Raw genomic sequence first — 17,380 nt, 5'->3', positions numbered from 1 at the left:
TCAGCGCGAAAAGCCGGGCCGTAGGCGCCGGGCTGGCTCAGACCTGAGGCTCGAGCGCCGGCTTGCCTGAGAGCTCGCTGAGGTAATAGCCTTGGCGCAGGTTGATGCCGTATTCGAGCCAGGCCTTCATGCAGGCAAGCATCTGCGACCAGCCTTCGCAGTTAACATAAGACCCCTTCTGCCCCTGCTCATTCTCGCGCCACCCCTTTTCGGCGATCGTCACCATGGTGGCGCCGTCATCCAGAGACTGGAAGCGCATCTCCACGCGGGTCTGGTAGGGGTCCTCGCCCTCGGCAACCACGGCGTCCCAACGGAAGACGATCCGCTCGTTCTTCTCGACCACCTCGACCTGGACCGGTACTTCGCCCCACCATTTCACCGTAGCCCCGGCGACCAGCGGTCCGCTGATGCCGCCGAGGGTGACGAAATAGCGACTGAGCTGATCCGGATTGACGACGGCATCGAAGACCTCTGTGACGGGGCGATCGATCCGTCCATTCACACGGAATTCGAAGGGCATGGGTGTTCCTCCTGTTGAGCGCAGCCAAAATATGTTATAAAAACATAACATGTCAACCGATTCGAAAGACGACCTCGTTTTCAAGGCGCTGGCCAACGGCCTCCGCCGCCAGATGCTCGACGCCATGAAGCATGGGCCGCAGACCACCGGCATGCTCTGCGAACAGTTCGGCAATCTCGATCGCTGCACCGTCATGCAGCATCTGAAGGTTCTGGAAGAAGCCGAACTCGTGCTCGTTCGCCGCGAGGGCCGCGAGCGCTGGAACCATTTGAACGCCTTGCCGATCCAGGCCATCCATGAGCGCTGGATCAGCCAATATGCGGGACACGCGATGTCGGTCCTCTCCGCCCTGCAACAGGGACTGGACCGGCCATCGGAGTGATGGATTCGACTTTCCATCGCCCGGCTTTCTTCGTAAGAACGCCCTGACAACACAATCTGGGGACATGGTCGTGCGCTACCTCATCACCGGCACCGCGGGCTTCATCGGTTTTCATCTCGCCAAGCGTTTGATCGACGAGGGACATTTCGTGGTCGGCTTCGACGGCATGACACCCTATTACGACGTCACGCTGAAGCAGCGCCGGCATGAAATCCTGGCACGATCGAACGGCTTCAAGGCCGTCGTCGGCATGCTCGAAGACCGCGCGGCGCTGTGCCATGCGGCGGAGATTGCCGAGCCCGAGGTCATCATCCACCTCGCGGCCCAGGCCGGCGTGCGCTACAGCCTCGAAAATCCCAAGGCCTATGTCGATTCCAACCTCGTCGGCTCGTGGAACATCCTGGAACTGGCGCGCGAACTCGGCCCGAAGCACCTGATGCTCGCCTCGACGTCCTCGATCTACGGCGCCAACGAGAAGATCCCGTTTGCGGAGACCGATCGCGCCGACGAGCCGATGACGCTCTATGCCGCCACGAAGAAATCGATGGAGGTGATGGCGCACAGCTATGCCCATCTCTACAAGGTTCCAACCACGGCCTTCCGCTTCTTCACGGTCTATGGCCCTTGGGGACGGCCCGACATGGCGCTGTTCAAGTTCGTCGACGCCATCCACAAGGGACAGCCGATCGACATCTATGGCGAAGGCCACATGAGCCGCGACTTCACCTATATCGACGACCTCGTCGAAGGCATTCTCCGGCTCTCGCACGTGGCGCCGGCGGAAGAAAACCGCGTGCCGTCCGAGAAGGCCGAGGACACGCTGTCGCGCCAGGGGCCGTTCCGGGTCGTCAACGTCGGCGGCGGCCAGCCGGTCGAGCTGATGACCTTCGTCGAGACGGTCGAGAAGGCCGTCGGCAAACCGGCGCTGCGCAACATGCTGCCGATGCAGCAGGGCGACGTGCCGCGCACCTATGCTTCTCCCGATCTGCTGGAGGCACTGACCGATTTCAAACCCTCGATCCCGGTGGAAGAAGGCGTGGCGCGCTTTGCCGCCTGGTATGAGGAATACTACAATGTCGGCGGCAAAGCCGGATCCTCGGCCCCGTAGGCATAAGCACGTGCAAACCGGCATGGTTTGCACGTTCACCGACAAGAGCTCGCCAGACAACAAAGGAAAGAGCCTATGAAAATCACGATGATCGGCGCCGGCTATGTGGGCCTCGTTTCCGGTGTGTGTTTTGCGGATTTCGGCCACGACGTCGTTTGTCTCGACAAGGATGAGAGCAAGATCGACGCGCTGATGCAGGGGCGGATCCCGATCTTCGAACCCGGCCTCGACCAGCTGGTCGCCAGCAACGTCGCCTCGGGCCGGCTGTCGTTCACCACCGATCTCGTTGCCGCCGTCGCCGACAGCGACGTGATCTTCATCGCGGTCGGCACCCCTTCCCGCCGCGGCGACGGTCATGCGGACCTCTCCTATGTGTATGCGGCCGCCCGCGAGATCGCCGCCAATCTCCAGGGCTTCACCGTCATCGTCACCAAATCCACCGTTCCGGTCGGCACGGGCGACGAGGTCGAGCGCATCATCCGCGAGACCAATCCCGGCGCCGATTTCGCCGTCGTCTCCAATCCGGAATTCCTGCGCGAGGGCGCGGCGATCGAGGACTTCAAGCGGCCTGACCGCATCGTCATCGGCGTTGCCGGCGACGACGAGCGGGCACGCGACGTCATGACCGAGGTTTACCGGCCGCTCTATCTCAACCAGTCGCCGCTCGTCTTCACCTCGCGCCGCACCTCCGAGCTGATCAAGTATGCCGGCAATGCCTTCCTGGCGATGAAGATCACCTTCATCAACGAGATGGCCGATCTCTGCGAAAAGGTCGGCGCCAATGTCCAGGACGTCGCCCGCGGCATCGGCCTCGACGGCCGCATCGGCTCGAAGTTCTTGCATGCCGGCCCCGGCTACGGCGGCTCGTGCTTCCCGAAGGACACGCTGGCCCTGGTCAAGACCGCCCAGGACCACGATGCGCCCGTACGCCTCGTCGAGACCACGGTTGCGATCAACGACAACCGCAAGCGGGCGATGGGGCGCAAGGTGATCGCGGCCGCCGGCGGCGACGTGCGCGGCCACAGGATCGCGATCCTCGGCCTCACCTTCAAGCCGAACACCGACGACATGCGCGACAGCCCGGCGATCGCCATCGTGCAGACGCTGCAGGATGCCGGCGCCCACATTGTCGGCTATGACCCGGAAGGCATGGAGAACGCCAGGAAGATCATCGACGGCATCGATTACGCCGGCGATCCCTACGAGGCGGCCAACGAGGCGGACGCGCTGGTGATCGTGACGGAATGGAACGAGTTCCGGGCGCTGGATTTCCGCCGCCTGAAAGCGGCGATGAAGACGCCTGTGCTCGTCGATCTCCGGAACATCTACCGCCAGGATGAGGTCGCCAAGCACGGCTTTGCCTATTCCAGCATCGGCCGACCCCTCTGAGGGGGTCTCAACCGGCGAGAGGCCGCGCACGGTATGGCGCGGCCGGCTATGCTTTTGGAACCGGCAGTGGCGGCAGAGCTTCCCAACTCTTGCCCGCAAGGATGACGCAGCTGCGGCCATTGACGTCGGTGACGATCAGTGTCCAGCTGCCGTTGTCGGCCGCGTAGACTTCCATGATCGCCTGAGGATTGATGAGCGCCGTCGCGGCTGGTTTTTCCCGATATTGTCGCGCCAGAAACTCGATCACCTCGGATCGGTTCGCGCAATTTATGGGGGCTTGGGAAACTGCCGGAACCGGGCGCGCCATCACGCCTGCCGCCAGAAGGGCGGCCAGCGCGCAGCCGCGGATCACCTTGCGTACCATCACGCAACTCCTTTCACCGGATGCCCGGCGGAGGAGGAGTTTCCGCTGACCTTTTCCGCCGTCTATCCGGCCGCTCGATCGGCACATTGCTCACAAAGCTGCACGTGCCACGATGGGGAGAGTATGGCGGAAAGCCAAGATTATTACAATTATCTAAATTATAGACTATCCCTCGGGGCGCCGGAGCGCCCCAATGGAAGCACGGCTATTTGCGTTTCATCGCTTCCATCAAGGCCGTGCCGAAGGCGCCTTGCGACGGCGCTTGCGGCTTCTGCTGGCGCACGGGCGCACCGCGGTTGCCACCATTCGGTGCACCCCCACGCGCCTCACGGCCAGACTCGGCGCCACCATCCTTCCGCATGGTCAGACCGATGCGCTTGCGGGCGATGTCCACCTCGGTGACGCGGACCGTCACGACGTCTCCGGTTTTCACCACTTCGTGCGGATCCTTGATGAAGCGGTCCGCCAGTTGTGACACGTGTACAAGCCCGTCCTGGTGCACGCCGATGTCGATGAAGGCACCGAAGGCCGCAACATTGGTAACGGTGCCCTCGAGCTGCATGCCGACCTTCAGGTCCTTGATATCGTCGACACCCTCGGCGAAGGTCGCCGTCTTGAAGCTCGGGCGCGGGTCACGGCCCGGCTTTTCAAGTTCGGCCAGGATGTCCTTGACGGTCGGCAGACCGAACCTTTCGTCCACGAAGGTCCTCGGATCGAGCTTCTTCAATGCAGCGCTGTCGCCCATCAGCGCGCGCACGTCGCGGCCGCAGGCGGCAACGATCTTCTTGGCAACGCCATAGGCTTCCGGATGCACGGAAGAGGCGTCGAGTGGCTCCTTGCCGTTCGGGATACGCAGGAAGCCTGCGCACTGTTCGAAGGTACGCGCGCCAAGCCGCGGCACCTTCAACAGCTCCTTGCGGCTTTCAAACGGCCCGGTCGCGTCGCGATGCGCCACGATCGCCTCGGCCGAGGATTTGCCGAGACCGGAAACACGGGCGAGCAGCGGAGCCGACGCCGTGTTGACGTCGACGCCGACGGCATTCACCGCATCTTCCACCACCGCATCGAGCGAGCGGCTGAGCTTCGACTGGTCGACGTCGTGCTGGTACTGGCCGACGCCGATCGATTTCGGTTCGATCTTCACGAGTTCGGCCAGCGGATCCTGCAGGCGACGGGCGATTGAAACGGCACCGCGCAGAGAAACGTCGAGGCCGGGGAACTCCAGGGCGGCGGTTTCGGAGGCCGAGTAAACCGATGCTCCGGCTTCGGAGACGATAACTTTGGTCGGCTTTGGCGCAGGCAGTTGCTGCAGCATGTCGGCGACGAGCTTTTCGGTCTCGCGGCTACCCGTGCCGTTGCCGATCGCGATCAGTTCCACCTTGTGCTTGCGGACCAGCGAGGCGAGCTCGGCCTGTGTGCCGCGGATGTCGTTTTTCGGCGGGAACGGATAGACGGTCGTCGTTTCGAGCAGTTTGCCGGTGCCATCGACCACGGCGACCTTGACGCCGGTGCGGATGCCCGGATCAAGGCCCATCGTCGCCCGCGATCCCGCGGGTGCGGCAAGCAACAGGTCCTTGAGGTTGCGGGCAAAAACGTGGATCGCTTCCTCCTCGGCGCGCTCGCGCAGTTCGCGCATCAGGTCGAGCGACAGCGACATGGAGAGCTTCACGCGCCAGGTCCAGCCGATCATCTCGGCCAGCCATTTGTCACCCGGCAGATGGGCGCCGACATTGTAGGCGGCGGCGATCATGCGCTCGACAGGCTTGACCGGCGAGGTATCGTCCTGGTCGACGACGATATCGACGGAAAGCACCTCTTCGTTCCAACCGCGCAGCATCGCCAGCGCCCGGTGGCTGGGTGTCGTCGCCCAACGCTCTGAGTGGTCGAAGTAGTCTGAGAACTTGGCGCCGGCTTCCTGTTTGCCTTCGACCACCTTCGCGCGCAGGAAGGCGGCGCCCTTCATGTGGTTGCGCAGGCGGCCGAGCAAGTCGGCGTTTTCGGTCATGCCTTCGGCGATGATGTCGCGGGCGCCTTCGAGCGCCGCCTTCACATCGACGACCTCGGCGGACAGGAAGGCGGTTGCACGATCGGCCGGCGCCATGGAGCGATCGGCAAGGATCGCTTCGGCCAGTGGCCCGAGGCCGCGCTCGCGGGCGATCTCGGCCTTGGTGCGGCGCTTCGGCTTATAGGGCAGATAGATGTCTTCGAGCTCGGCTTTGGTTTCGACGGCGGCGATTTTGGCTTCGAGTTCGTCGGTCAGCTTGCCCTGCCCGCGGATCGACTCGAGGATCGACGCCCGACGTGCCTCGAGTTCGCGCAAGTAGGCCAGCCGCTCCGCCAGCACACGCAGTTGCGTATCGTCGAGCCCGCCAGTCACTTCCTTGCGGTAGCGCGCGATGAACGGCACCGTTGCCCCCTCGTCCAGCAGTTCGACAGCGGCGGTAACCTGAGAAGCTGTTGCCTTGATTTCACTGGCGATGATGGCGGCGATCGATTTTGCGGGGCTAACCATGGGCAATTCCGTCTTTCCTGCAGCGCTTCGAAGCACTGCACGTTTTGTCCCTGGATCGCAGATGACCCAGGGAAACAGGCAGTTCGTTTGGCTGGCGACCATAGAGGCGCAGAGCTTCCAGGCCAAGTGAAGGCTTTCGGAGGAAATCCGGAACTCCACAGAAGATGGGAGGTGGCCATCCCCGGCCCCCTGGGAGCCAAGGAGATGGCCTTGGATCAGACTGCGATGGCAGCCGGCTCGATATGTTCTTCCGGCGGCGCCTCATCCCAATTGTTCACCGGTTCGAGCGGCGGCCGGCGTTTTTCGAACTCGATCAATTGCCGCTCCCGCTCCTCGATGTAACCGCGCGAGACCGGAACGGCATCGAGAGAAGGTGAAAGCTGGAGCTGGAAGATGAAGTGCTTGTCATAGAGGAAGGCCGTTTCGGAAGCCGCCAGATAGAATTCCCACATGCGGAAGAAGCGTTCGTCGTAGAGCCGCACCGCCTCTTCGCGGCGAGCGACAAACCGCTCCCGCCATGCCCGCAAGGTCCAGGCATAGTGCATTGGCAGGATCTCGATATCCTTCACCAGGAGCCGCATGCGCTCGACCGACGGCAGAACCTCGGAAAGAGCGGGAATGTAACCGCCGGGGAAGATATATTTTTCGATCCATGGATTGGTTGCCCAGGGCTTGTAGACCTGGCCGATCGAATGCAGCAGCATGACGCCTTCAGGCTTCAGCAACTCCTTCATCTTGTTGAAGAAAATTCCGTAGTTGCCGATGCCGACATGCTCGAACATACCGACGGAGACGATGCGATCGAACTGCCGCCCCTGCATGGTGCGGTAGTCCTGCAGTTCGAAGCGGACGCGATCGGAAAGCCCGCGCCGGGCGGCGCGATCACGGGACACCTTGAGTTGTTCCTCGCTGAGCGTGATGCCGGTGACCTCAACCCCGGAGGATTCGGCCAGATACATGGCCATTCCGCCCCAGCCAGACCCGACTTCCAGCACCTTCTGCCCCGGCTCCAGCAGAAGCTTCGCGGCGATGTGCCGTTTCTTGGCAAGCTGGGCCGCATCGAGCGAGATGCCCCGCGGCTGGAAATAGGCGCAGGAATATTGCCAGTCCTCATCGAGGAACAGGTTGAAGAGCTTGCGATCGAGATCGTAGTGATGTGCAACATTGTGCCGGTTGCGGTTGACAGGCAGGCGGCTCCGCACCTGCTGGCGCAAGATATGCTGCAGGGCCGTCAGCGTGTTGGCAAAGGTTGCCGCATTCTCCAGCCCATTGTCCTTGACGATCGAAAGCACGTCGAAGATGTCACCTCTTTCGATGACGACGCGCCCATCCATGTACATCTCACCGAAGCGAAGGCCCGGGTCCCGGACGATCGCTTTCTCCGCTTCTGCATCGACGATGCGGATCGATGCCGGTTTTCCGGTGCCGTCACCCAAGATGACCTGTTCGCCGGAAGAAAATGTCACCGTCAGGTTGCCGTTGCGCACCAGGCGACGAAGCAAAGTCAACAATGCTGCATTCATATCCCACCCCTACCAGACCTACAGACGTGTCCTGGTGCACGAGAGATGCGAAGGTCGGCTCGTTCGGGGCTTGCGGGGGGTGCGAGCGCGCATTGGGAACAGACGCGGCGCGTCCCGAAGCGGCGAGAACCGGCTCGGGCGTGGCCTCACGGGCATCCAGCGGCGCGTCAGGCTCCTCGTGCTTGCGTCGCCGGATATTCGTCAGGCCAGCCGCCATCGGGCTCCTATCCATCAGAACTTCCATTAATCTAGGAAGCTTCAATCGATTGGCAATGGGCTCTTTGTGGCCCCTCATAGATTTGTTTCCTTAGCAATTGCTGTGGAAGAGGCCTAAGCACCAACGATCCCGCGGCCCGGCAGGCGAGCGCGATCATGCGGGCGATCGAAATCCAGGGTTGGGCCAGCGGCAACAATACGGGTCGGATTGATGTGGGCAATGCCGTAGTAGCCGCGCTTGATGTGATCGATGCGTACGCTCTCGCGGATGCCCGGCCATTGATAGATTTCACGCAAATAGCTCGACAACGCCGAGTAGTCTTCGATCCGGCGGATGTTGCATTTGAAGGCGCCGTGATAGGCCGCATCGAAGCGAACCAGGGTGACGAACAGGCGGATGTCAGCCTCGGTCATGTACGCGCCGGCGAGATACCGGTTGATCGCAAGATGCGCGTCAAGCCCGTCGAGCATGCCGAACAGGCTCGCCACCGCCTCATCATAGGCTTCCTGCGTCTTCGCAAAGCCGCACCGGTAGACGCCGTTGTTGACCCGTTCGTAGATCGGGCGGTTCCAGCGATCGATGTCGCTGCGCAGCGCCTCCGGATAGAAATCGAGCCGGTTGCCGGTCAGGTGATCAAAGGCTGAGTTCAGGATGCGGATGATGTCTGCGGACTCGTTGTTGACGATCCGCCCCTCCTGCATATCCCAGAGAACCGGGACTGAGACCTTGCCTGTATAGGTCGGGTCGCTCGCCACATAGAGTTCATGATGGAAGCGAATCTTGCCGACGCGCTCGCCGGCATCGACGGGCTCGTCATAGATCCAGCCATCCTCGCCGAGCACCGGGTTGGACACCGTGAGCCCGATGATCTGCTGCAATCCCTTGAGATTTCTGAAAGCGATCGTGCGCGAGGCCCAGGGGCAGAGATAGGAAACGAACAGGCGGTAGCGCCCAGCCTCGGCCGGCAGAGCCGGCTGGCCATCCGGGCCCGGGCTTCCGTCTGGCGTGATCCAGCGGTGAAAGCGTGTCGGTTCCCGGTGGAATGCGCCGCCCTTCATCTCGCTCGCCGCAACGTCGCCCTTGACCCATTTCCCCTCGACAAGCTGCGGCATTTCTTTTCTCCGGATCGCAATATCAGCGGTAGCTACGTCTCACAGGGCTCGGCCGAGGGTCAATCGCGCGCGCGGGTGACACATTGTTCGCAATCCGCGACACGCACGCGATACGTGCATGACCATCGTCGCGCCACATTGTCGGGCAATCCCGATTTCAAGAGGAGAATCGGAATGAAGAAGGCCCTTGCCGCTTTTGCGCTGTTTGCCGCCATGGTCTGGCTGATGAACACGTCGCTGTTTGTCACGCCGCCGCCGGGCTCGGCGAAACTGCTCGCACACCGAGGCGTCCACCAGACCTATCCGAAAGCGAATGTCGGCAACGACACCTGTACGGCAACGATCATCGACACCCCGCGGCATCCCTATCTCGAAAACACGATCGCCTCGATGCAGGCCGCCTTCGATGCTGGCGCCGATGTCGTCGAACTCGACGTGCATCTGACGCCGGACAAGCAATTCGCCGTCTTCCACGACTGGACGCTCGATTGCCGGACCGAAGGTAAGGGCGTGACTGAAGAGACGCCGATGGCGCTGCTGAAGGGCCTCGATATCGGCTACGGCTATACGGCCGATGGCGGCAAGACGTTCCCCTTCCGCGGCAAGGGTGTCGGCCAGATGCCGACGCTGGACGAAGTGCTGGCCTCCCTGCCCGACCGCAAGTTCCTGATCAACTTCAAGAGCCGGCGCGCCGAGGAAGGCACGGCACTCGCAAAGCTGGTCGAAGCGCAGCCGCAATGGCGAGAGGCCGTGTTCGGGGTCTATGGCGGCGAAGAACCGACCCGCGAGACGATGAAGCGCCTGGACGGCATGCGCGGCTATGACCGGACATCGACGATGGCGTGCCTTACCCGGTATCTCGGTTACGGCTGGACGGGTCTCATGCCGGAGGCCTGCAAGAACACCCTCGTCGTGGTTCCCGGCAACTATGCGCACTTCCTGTGGGGCTGGCCCGACCGTTTCGCCGAACGCATGAAAGCGGCCGGAAGCGAGATCATCCTGCTCGGCCCCTATCACGGCGGCGACTTCACCACCGGGATCGATACGATGCAGGATCTGGAATTGGTGCCGCCGGGGTTTTCCGGCTACATCTGGACCAACCGGATCGAGGTGATCGGACCGGCACTGGGAACGCGCCGGATCGCCGACCGCTGAAAGAACTGTGGCACCATCCAGCACGCCGCTTGCCGCTTGCCGGCATCGATCCTATGACTTCGAGAACAATCGTCGGGACCCGTCAGCAGCGGCCGGCCCGTCTCGACTTCGCAGGAGGCAAGCTCATGGACGTCGCGATCTACCATAACCCCGCCTGTGGCACCTCGCGCAATACGCTGGCGATGATCCGCAACGCCGGCATAGAACCGACCGTGGTCGAGTATCTGCAGGCGCCGCCATCGCGGCGGGAACTCGCAAAGATGATCGCCGATGCCGGCCTGACGGTTCGTGACGTGATCCGCCAGAAAGGCACGCCCTATGAGGACCTCGGGCTCGCCGACCCCGCACTCAGCGACGATCGCCTGCTCGACGCGATGATGGAGCATCCGATCCTCATCAACCGTCCCTTCGTGGTGACGCCGATCGGCACGCGGCTTTGCCGCCCGTCCGAATTGGTGCTCGACATCCTGCCCGATACGCACAAGGGTCCGTTCTCGAAGGAGGACGGCGAGCCGGTTCTCGACGCAGAGGGAAAGCGCATTTCAGACGTCTGATCTCGCTTTCGGCGGCGCTGCACAAGGCCTGCTTCGGAATCGATTTAAGGACTTATGCGGTAGATCTGAAGTGTTGCGGCAACCTGCGCGCATCTCGGCAGGCGCGCGCCGCAATGCGAGGCCCGTCCTGTGTGCGGGCGCCAAGTCCTGTTGCAGCGGGCCAGTGCAGCCAGGCTTATCGCGGAAACTCGAGACCCATTTCGCGGAAGCGCTCGGGGTCGTCGCCCCAGTTCTCGCGCACCTTGACGAACAGGAAGAGATGCACCGGCTGCTCGAGGATCTCGGAGATCTCCTTGCGCGATGCGGTCGAAATCGCCTTGATCGCGTCGCCGCCCTTGCCGAGCGCGATCTTCTTCTGGCTTTCGCGCTCGACGTAGATCACCTGTTCGATGCGTACCGAGCCATCCTTGCGCTCTTCCCACTTCTCGGTTTCGACATGCGAGGAATAGGGAAGTTCCTGGTGCAGCCGCAGGAACAGCTTTTCTCGGGTGATTTCGGCTGCAAGCTGGCGCATCGGCAGATCGGAAATCTGATCTTCCGGATAATACCAGGGGCCTTCGGGCAGAGCGGCCGCAAGATAGTCCATCATGTCGTCGCAGCCGGAACCGTTGAGCGCCGAGATCATGAAGGTGCGGTCGAACTTGATCGTCTCGTTAGCGGCAGCCGCAAGCTTCAAGAGGTCCTCTGGGCGCACCTGGTCGATCTTGTTCAGCACGAGGATCTTCGGCTGGTGCACTTCCTTGAGCCCCTCGAGGATCGCTTCCGCATCGCCCTTCAAGCCGCGTTCGCTATCGATCAGGAACATGATCACGTCCGCATCCTTGGCGCCGCCCCAGGCGGTGGTCACCATGGCGCGGTCGAGCCGGCGCCGCGGCTTGAAAATGCCGGGCGTGTCCATGAAGACGATCTGGGCGTTGTCGTGGATGGCGATGCCGCGCACGATCGCACGCGTCGTCTGGACCTTGTGGCTGACGATCGACACCTTGGCGCCAACAAGGCGGTTGACCAGGGTCGACTTGCCTGCGTTGGTCGCGCCGATCAGCGCCACGAAACCCGAGTGGGTCGGCGCGCCCTCGGCGGCCATATCTTTTTCCATATCCGTCATTTTTTCCGTCAATTTCCGGCGGAGTTTTTCCGCCACACGCCTTCGCGTTCCAGCAATTTCATCGCGGCGACCTGCTCGGCGCCACGCTTGGACCTATCGATCCCGGTCTCCGGCGCGATCCCCGAAATCTCCACGGTTACCGTGAAGCGGGGATCATGGTCCGGGCCGGAACGATCGTCCGTCCTGTAAGTCGGCGCGATGCCGAACTTGGCATGCGCCCATTCCTGCAATTCGGTCTTCGCATCGCGGCGGGCACCGTCGGCGCGTACTGCCCTGTCTTTCCAGTGGCGCAGCACGAAACCGCGGGCGGCTTCAAGGCCCCCATCGAGATAGATGGCGGCGATGAGCGACTCTACCACATCGGCCCGCACATTCATCATCGCCTTGCCGGTAATCTTCTTGACGTCCGAGCCGGTGCGAATGAACTGGTGCAGTTCCAGATCGTCGGCGACCTTGGCGCAGCTTTCGGCACTGACGAGCTGGTTCAGCCGCACCGAGAGCTCGCCTTCGTTTGCATCGCGAAAAGTCTGGAACAGAAGCTCGGCAACGCAGAGCCCCAGCACCCGGTCTCCCAGGAACTCCAGGCGCTGATAGTTGGAGCCCTTGGCGCTGCGGGCGCTGGAATGGGTGAGCGCCCGATCCAGGCGCTCCTTCTCGGCGAACTGATAGCCAATCACGGTCTCGAGCTTGGCCCGATCCTCCGCGCTCAGCGACCGCGACTTCATCATTCGACCGCCTTGAACAGACGATCGTAACGCAGGTTCGCCGGCCACTTCCAGATTTCGCGGAACGAGGTGTCGTTGCCGAGCGAGAAGAAGATCATGCTGGCGCGGCCAACCAGGTTCTCGGCCGGCACGAAGCCAACGTCAAAGCGGCTGTCGGCCGAGTTGTCGCGGTTGTCGCCCATCATGAAATAGTGGCCTTCGGGCACGATGAATTCGCGGGTATTGTCGCCGCGCGAATCCGGGAACTGGTCAAGCGTGTCGTAGGAAACGCCGTTGTCCATGGTTTCGCGATAGACCGGGACGTCTCCGCCCGTGTCGTACTGGTCGTCGGCGCGGAACGCACCGTCCGGCACGCGGTCGACCGGCTTGTCGTTGATGTAGAGGATGCTGTTGCGCACCTGGACGCGATCACCCGGAAGACCGACGAGGCGCTTGATATAGTCAATGTCGGGATTCGGCGGGAAGCGGAAGACGACGATATCGCCGCGCTTCGGCTCGCTTGCGAAGATGCGGCCGGAAAACAGATCGGGCGAGAGCGGCAGGGAATACTTAGAGAAGCCGTAGGCGAACTTGTTGACGAAGATGTAGTCGCCGACGAGCAGCGTCGGCATCATCGAGCCCGAGGGAATGGTGAAGGGCTGAAAGAGCACCGTACGGATGACGACGGCCAGGAGCAGCGCCTGGATAACGACCTTCACGTTTTCCCAGAGGCCGCTCTGCTTCGCTTCTGTCTTTTCTGCCACGCTTTTGTCTTCCTTTATCATGGCAACGCCCTCGCCGGGGCTTGCTCTCAACTTTCTTCCGCAGTTTTGATCCCACCTTCAAACTGCGTACAATGCGGTCTCATATGCTGCAGACTGCCTGCCCTTCAATCGCCCGGGACCGGGTTTTCCAGCGGAATGCTCTAAACCGTTCCCTCAACCGGGGCAACGGGCAGCGCTTCGATAATCACGAAGGCCTGCGCCAGAGGAAAATCGTCGGTAATCGTCAGGTGAATGGCCGCCCGGTGATGGGGCGGCAGCATCTGCGCCAAACGCTCCGCCGCACCGCCGGTGAGGTTCATAGTCGGCTTGCCGCCGGGCAAATTGATGACGCCCATGTCCTTCCAGAAGACACCCTGCGCCAGCCCCGTGCCCAGCGCCTTCGAACAGGCTTCCTTGGCCGCGAACCGCTTGGCGTAGGACGCAGCCCTGTTCTTCCGGCCTTCGGACTTGACGATCTCGACATCGGTGAAACAGCGCTGCACGAAACGCTCGCCGAAGCGGGAAAGTGAATTTTCGATCCGCCTGATATCGATCAGGTCGCTGCCTATGCCTATGATCATGAGGGAGGTCCGAAGTCTTTGGCGCGCGCCGGGCGTCGCTTCTGAAAGATGCGAGCCGCATGGTAAGCCGCGATATAGGAAATCAGCGCGCCAGCAGCGGCCAGCGGTAGGGAGCCGATGAGCATCGGCTTGAACACCGGTCCCCAAAGGGCGGAAAGGTCGAGGTGCTCGACCATAAGCATGACGTCGGCACTGCTGGCGGCATGGGCGCTTTCGAGGCCCAAAAGCGCGATGCCGAGCTCATAGGACGCCGTCAGAATCACGGGGATCGTCACCGGGTTGGCAAGCGCGGTGGTGATCGCGGCGGCAACCAGGTTGCCCGAGAAGACGAAGGCCAGGGCGACGGCTATGACGATGTGCAGGCCGAAGAACGGCGTGAACGACGATGCCACGCCAGCAGCCACGCCGACAGCAATCGAATGCGGCGTCGAAGCGAGACGCAGGACACGCAAGGCGATGTAACGCGGGCCACGCCGAAAGCCCTTGCGTGGCCAAAGGAACGCGCGGAGCCTTTCGGAAATCGTGACCGGTTTTCTACGTCTGAATAACATTCTGCCGTCATGACCGCATCTTGGATGCCGTGGCCCGGCACAAGACGGCGCGTCCGCCTGTTTGCTGGCCGCAAGATAGGCGTCATGCCCGTTGCTTGCAACCCGCCGGCGCGCCGCGCACATGTCGCAGGCGAGCCATTCATCGAACGCATAGCTTCAGCATCCCGCCATGCGACGGGACGCGATCGAATTAGTAGTTGCGGAACAGGCCGCGGTCGATCTGACGCTGACGATATTCGAGATCGATACGATCGACCGAATTGTTGAGATAGGCGAGCTCGCGCTCTTCCTGAGTGGGGACGCGCAGTGCGCGGGTGATCTTCTTCAACTGATTGAACATGGCAAACCTCTTTGTTTACCTCCCGAGACAGAAGATAGTTTAGAGATCCCTTTCCCACCAGTTCCAGGAAAAGGCGGCAGCCATGCGCATACAGCATACCTTGCCGCTTTGCCATGCATTCCATGCCTGTTTTTGAGGCATCCATGTGCAGAATGGCCCGGCAGCAGGCACGGCGGCGCTGCTGGCAGCCGTGCCGATCGACTCACTCGAAGAGGCGTTTCACCATCGACACGCTCGGCAATTCCTTGAGCTGCGCGATCAGGTGGTTGAGCTGACGCAGATCCCAAACCTCGAGATCGAACTGCAGCTCGCTGAAGTCCGCCGCCACGCGGCCCATCGACAGTGAGCGGATGTTGACGTCGCTGGTCGCGATCGCCTGGGCCACCTCAGCCAGCGTTCCGGGCTCGTTCAGGGCGCTGATCGCAATCCGCGCCATGAAGCGGCTGCTATTGGCCTCATCCAGATCCCAACGCACATCGATCCAGCGTTCCGGCTCGTCGTCGAATTTCTGCAGGATCGGCGACTGGATCGGGTAGATGGTGATGCCCTTGTCCTTCTCCATGATACCGACGATGCGATCGCCGGGAATGGCGCCTGCGGGGCTGAAATGCACTTCGGCATTGCCGGAGAGGCCGCGAATTGGAAGCGCTTCCGGCCCTTCGGCCTGGGCTGCGCCGTTCGCATCCTTGCCGCGGCCCGGCAGCTTGAACACCATGCCGGCGGCGCTGCGCATGTTGAACCAGCCATCGTCGGCGCTGGGCTTCACCGTCACGCGCTCGTCCTGATGGTCCGGGAAGACGGCGCGCAGGACATCGAGAGAAGAAAGCTCGCCGCGACCGACGGCGGCGATCGCGTCTTCGACTTCCTTCTGACCGAGACGATGCAGGGCCGGCTTCAGCGCTTCGCGCGAAAACGTCTTGTTGGCGCGCTCGAAGGTGCGCTCCAGAATGCGATAGCCGAGCCCGGCATATTGTTTGCGAATGGCGGCTCGCGTCGCGCGGCGGATCGCCGAACGCGCCTTGCCTGTCACGACTATCTCTTCCCAGGCCGGCGGCGGCACCTGGATGCCCGAGCGGATGATCTCCACCTCGTCGCCATTGTTGAGGCGGGTGACCAGCGGCATGATGCGGCCGTTGATCTTGGCACCGACGCAGGTGTCGCCAATGTTGGTATGCACGGCGTAGGCGAAGTCGATCGGCGTCGCGCCACGCGGCAGCGCGATGAGCTGCCCCTTGGGCGTGAAGCAGAACACCTGATCCTGAAACAATTCGAGCTTGGTGTGCTCGAGGAATTCTTCGGGATTATCACCCTCCGCGAGCGATTCGATCGTGCGCCGCAGCCAGGAATAGGCGTTCGAGGTCGGCGACAGGCCGGTATCGTTCGAGTTCCCCTCCCCGTCCTTGTAGAGCGAATGGGCCGCGATACCGTATTCGGCGATGTCGTTCATCCGCCGCGTGCGGATCTGCAGCTCGATGCGCTGGCGCGACGGACCGACGATCGTCGTGTGGATCGACTGGTAGTCGTTCTGCTTGGGCGTCGAGATATAATCCTTGAACCGACCGGGAACGACACGCCAGCGAGTGTGGACGATGCCGAGCGCCCGGTAGCAGGACGGGATGTCATCGACGATGATGCGGAAACCCCAGACGTCGGAAAGCTGTTCGAAGGACAGGGACTTCGACTGCATCTTGCGGAAGACCGAATAGGGCTTCTTCTGGCGCCCCTTGACCTGTGCAGCCTTCAGGCCTTCAGCCTGAAGGAGTTCCCGCAATTCGTCCTCGATCTTCTTGATCAGACCTTCGTTGCGCTGGGAAAGCTCCTCCAGTCGCCGGGTAACCGTCTCGAACGCCTCAGGATTGATGTGGCGGAACGAGAGATTTTCGAGTTCCTCGCGCATGTCCTGCATACCCATGCGGCCGGCGAGCGGCGCATAGATATCCATGGTTTCTTCGGAGATGCGGGCCCGCTTTTCCGCCGACATGTGGTCGAGAGTGCGCATATTGTGCAGCCGATCGGCAAGCTTCACCAACAAAACGCGCACGTCATCCGAAATGGCCAGCAGCAGCTTGCGCAGGTTCTCGGCCTGCTTGGCCTTCTTGGTGACGAGATCGAGCTTCTTGATCTTCGTCAGCCCCTCGACGAGCGCACCGATGTCCTCGCCGAAGAGATCGTCGATCTCCTGGCGGGTCGCCGTCGTGTCTTCGATGGTATCGTGGAGCAGCGCGACCGCAATCGTCGACTCGTCGAGCCGCATTTCCGTCAGGATGGCCGCCACTTCCAAGGGATGAGAGATATAGGGATCGCCGCTTGCCCGCTTCTGCTGGCCATGCTTCTGCATCGCATAGACGTAGGCCTTGTTCAGCAAGGCTTCATTGGCGTCGGGCTTGTATTTTTGCACGCGCTCTACGAGCTCGTATTGGCGCATCATTCGCTGGCGGTCCTCTAGAGCGGGATGATTTCAGGCCGGATCGGCCTAAAATCATAAACGTGATCGTTTCT

Annotated in this window: 17 protein-coding genes; 5 read left to right on the top strand and 12 right to left on the bottom strand. The window is 62.0% G+C overall.

The genetic code is table 11. The annotated features are described in order from the left end of the window. Positions 1-37 precede the first annotated feature (37 nt). Positions 38-520, bottom strand: a complete 483-nt coding sequence (locus AC1Z3V_RS22735) for an SRPBCC domain-containing protein (protein WP_483501863.1) — start codon at positions 518-520, stop codon at positions 38-40. A 49-nt stretch (positions 521-569) separates the two neighbouring features. On the opposite strand from AC1Z3V_RS22735, the gene AC1Z3V_RS22730 reads away from it, so the two are divergent. From AC1Z3V_RS22730 to rkpK, 3 genes are all read left to right on the top strand, one after another. Further along, positions 570-902 carry an ArsR/SmtB family transcription factor gene (locus AC1Z3V_RS22730; RefSeq protein ID WP_429808265.1) on the top strand — a complete coding sequence of 111 codons (333 nt, stop codon included), beginning with the start codon at positions 570-572 and terminating at the stop codon, positions 900-902. Positions 903-972: 70 nt separating this feature from the next. Then, positions 973-2,010, top strand: coding sequence for an NAD-dependent epimerase (locus AC1Z3V_RS22725; RefSeq protein ID WP_483501861.1), 1,038 nt, complete (start codon positions 973-975; stop codon positions 2,008-2,010). 75 nt (positions 2,011-2,085) lie between these two features. After that, the gene (gene rkpK, locus AC1Z3V_RS22720; protein ID WP_483501860.1) at positions 2,086-3,399 is read left to right on the top strand and encodes a UDP-glucose 6-dehydrogenase; all 1,314 of its coding nucleotides are present in this window, start codon (positions 2,086-2,088) and stop codon (positions 3,397-3,399) included. Between the two features lie 46 nt (positions 3,400-3,445). Here the strand turns inward: rkpK and AC1Z3V_RS22715 are convergent, their stop codons facing one another. The 4 genes from AC1Z3V_RS22715 to AC1Z3V_RS22700 all read right to left on the bottom strand — a co-directional run bounded on the left by AC1Z3V_RS22715 (position 3,446) and on the right by AC1Z3V_RS22700 (position 9,127). Then, a complete protein-coding gene (locus AC1Z3V_RS22715) occupies positions 3,446-3,763 on the bottom strand; it encodes a hypothetical protein (RefSeq protein ID WP_429808256.1) in 318 nt (105 codons plus the stop codon). A gap of 205 nt (positions 3,764-3,968) precedes the next feature. Beyond that, on the bottom strand, positions 3,969-6,275 hold the full coding sequence (locus tag AC1Z3V_RS22710; protein ID WP_483501859.1) for a Tex family protein: 2,307 nt from the start codon (positions 6,273-6,275) through the stop codon (positions 3,969-3,971). Between the two features lie 215 nt (positions 6,276-6,490). Then, positions 6,491-7,798, bottom strand: a complete 1,308-nt coding sequence (locus tag AC1Z3V_RS22705) for a cyclopropane fatty acid synthase (protein WP_483501857.1) — start codon at positions 7,796-7,798, stop codon at positions 6,491-6,493. Between the two features lie 330 nt (positions 7,799-8,128). Beyond that, positions 8,129-9,127: a glutathione S-transferase family protein gene (locus tag AC1Z3V_RS22700; RefSeq protein WP_483501855.1), complete on the bottom strand. Its 999-nt coding sequence runs from the start codon at positions 9,125-9,127 to the stop codon at positions 8,129-8,131. 174 nt (positions 9,128-9,301) lie between these two features. Between AC1Z3V_RS22700 and AC1Z3V_RS22695 the strand changes: the two genes are divergently transcribed. Beyond that, the gene (locus AC1Z3V_RS22695) at positions 9,302-10,282 is read left to right on the top strand and encodes a glycerophosphodiester phosphodiesterase family protein (RefSeq protein WP_483501853.1); all 981 of its coding nucleotides are present in this window, start codon (positions 9,302-9,304) and stop codon (positions 10,280-10,282) included. A gap of 125 nt (positions 10,283-10,407) precedes the next feature. Then, complete coding sequence (gene arsC / locus AC1Z3V_RS22690) at positions 10,408-10,836, top strand: arsenate reductase (glutaredoxin) (protein ID WP_483501851.1); 429 nt, start codon at positions 10,408-10,410, stop codon at positions 10,834-10,836. 175 nt (positions 10,837-11,011) lie between these two features. On the opposite strand, the gene era is transcribed toward arsC, so the two are convergent. From era to AC1Z3V_RS22655, 7 genes are all read right to left on the bottom strand, one after another. After that, positions 11,012-11,941, bottom strand: coding sequence for a GTPase Era (gene era, locus AC1Z3V_RS22685; RefSeq protein ID WP_483501849.1), 930 nt, complete (start codon positions 11,939-11,941; stop codon positions 11,012-11,014). An 8-nt stretch (positions 11,942-11,949) separates the two neighbouring features. Further along, entirely contained in the window at positions 11,950-12,666 is a 717-nt protein-coding gene (gene rnc / locus AC1Z3V_RS22680) for a ribonuclease III (protein ID WP_483504135.1), read from the bottom strand. After that, positions 12,666-13,409 carry a signal peptidase I gene (gene lepB, locus AC1Z3V_RS22675; RefSeq protein ID WP_483501848.1) on the bottom strand — a complete coding sequence of 248 codons (744 nt, stop codon included), beginning with the start codon at positions 13,407-13,409 and terminating at the stop codon, positions 12,666-12,668. The genes rnc and lepB overlap by 1 nt, the downstream gene beginning before the upstream one ends. Before the next feature lie 161 nt (positions 13,410-13,570). Continuing rightward, positions 13,571-13,990: a holo-ACP synthase gene (gene acpS, locus AC1Z3V_RS22670; protein WP_429808230.1), complete on the bottom strand. Its 420-nt coding sequence runs from the start codon at positions 13,988-13,990 to the stop codon at positions 13,571-13,573. Continuing rightward, a complete protein-coding gene (locus tag AC1Z3V_RS22665) occupies positions 13,987-14,541 on the bottom strand; it encodes a DUF2062 domain-containing protein (RefSeq protein WP_483501846.1) in 555 nt (184 codons plus the stop codon). The genes acpS and AC1Z3V_RS22665 overlap by 4 nt, the downstream gene beginning before the upstream one ends. Before the next feature lie 190 nt (positions 14,542-14,731). Beyond that, positions 14,732-14,881 carry a DUF3563 family protein gene (locus AC1Z3V_RS22660; protein WP_112975742.1) on the bottom strand — a complete coding sequence of 50 codons (150 nt, stop codon included), beginning with the start codon at positions 14,879-14,881 and terminating at the stop codon, positions 14,732-14,734. 202 nt (positions 14,882-15,083) lie between these two features. Continuing rightward, positions 15,084-17,309: a RelA/SpoT family protein gene (locus AC1Z3V_RS22655; protein ID WP_429808223.1), complete on the bottom strand. Its 2,226-nt coding sequence runs from the start codon at positions 17,307-17,309 to the stop codon at positions 15,084-15,086. Positions 17,310-17,380: the final 71 nt, after the last annotated feature.

This window comes from Ensifer sp. 38_S197 (genome assembly GCF_056924495.1).
The sequence above is the reverse complement of the archived record's forward strand: the minus strand, read 5'-3'. Positions and strand labels throughout refer to the sequence as shown.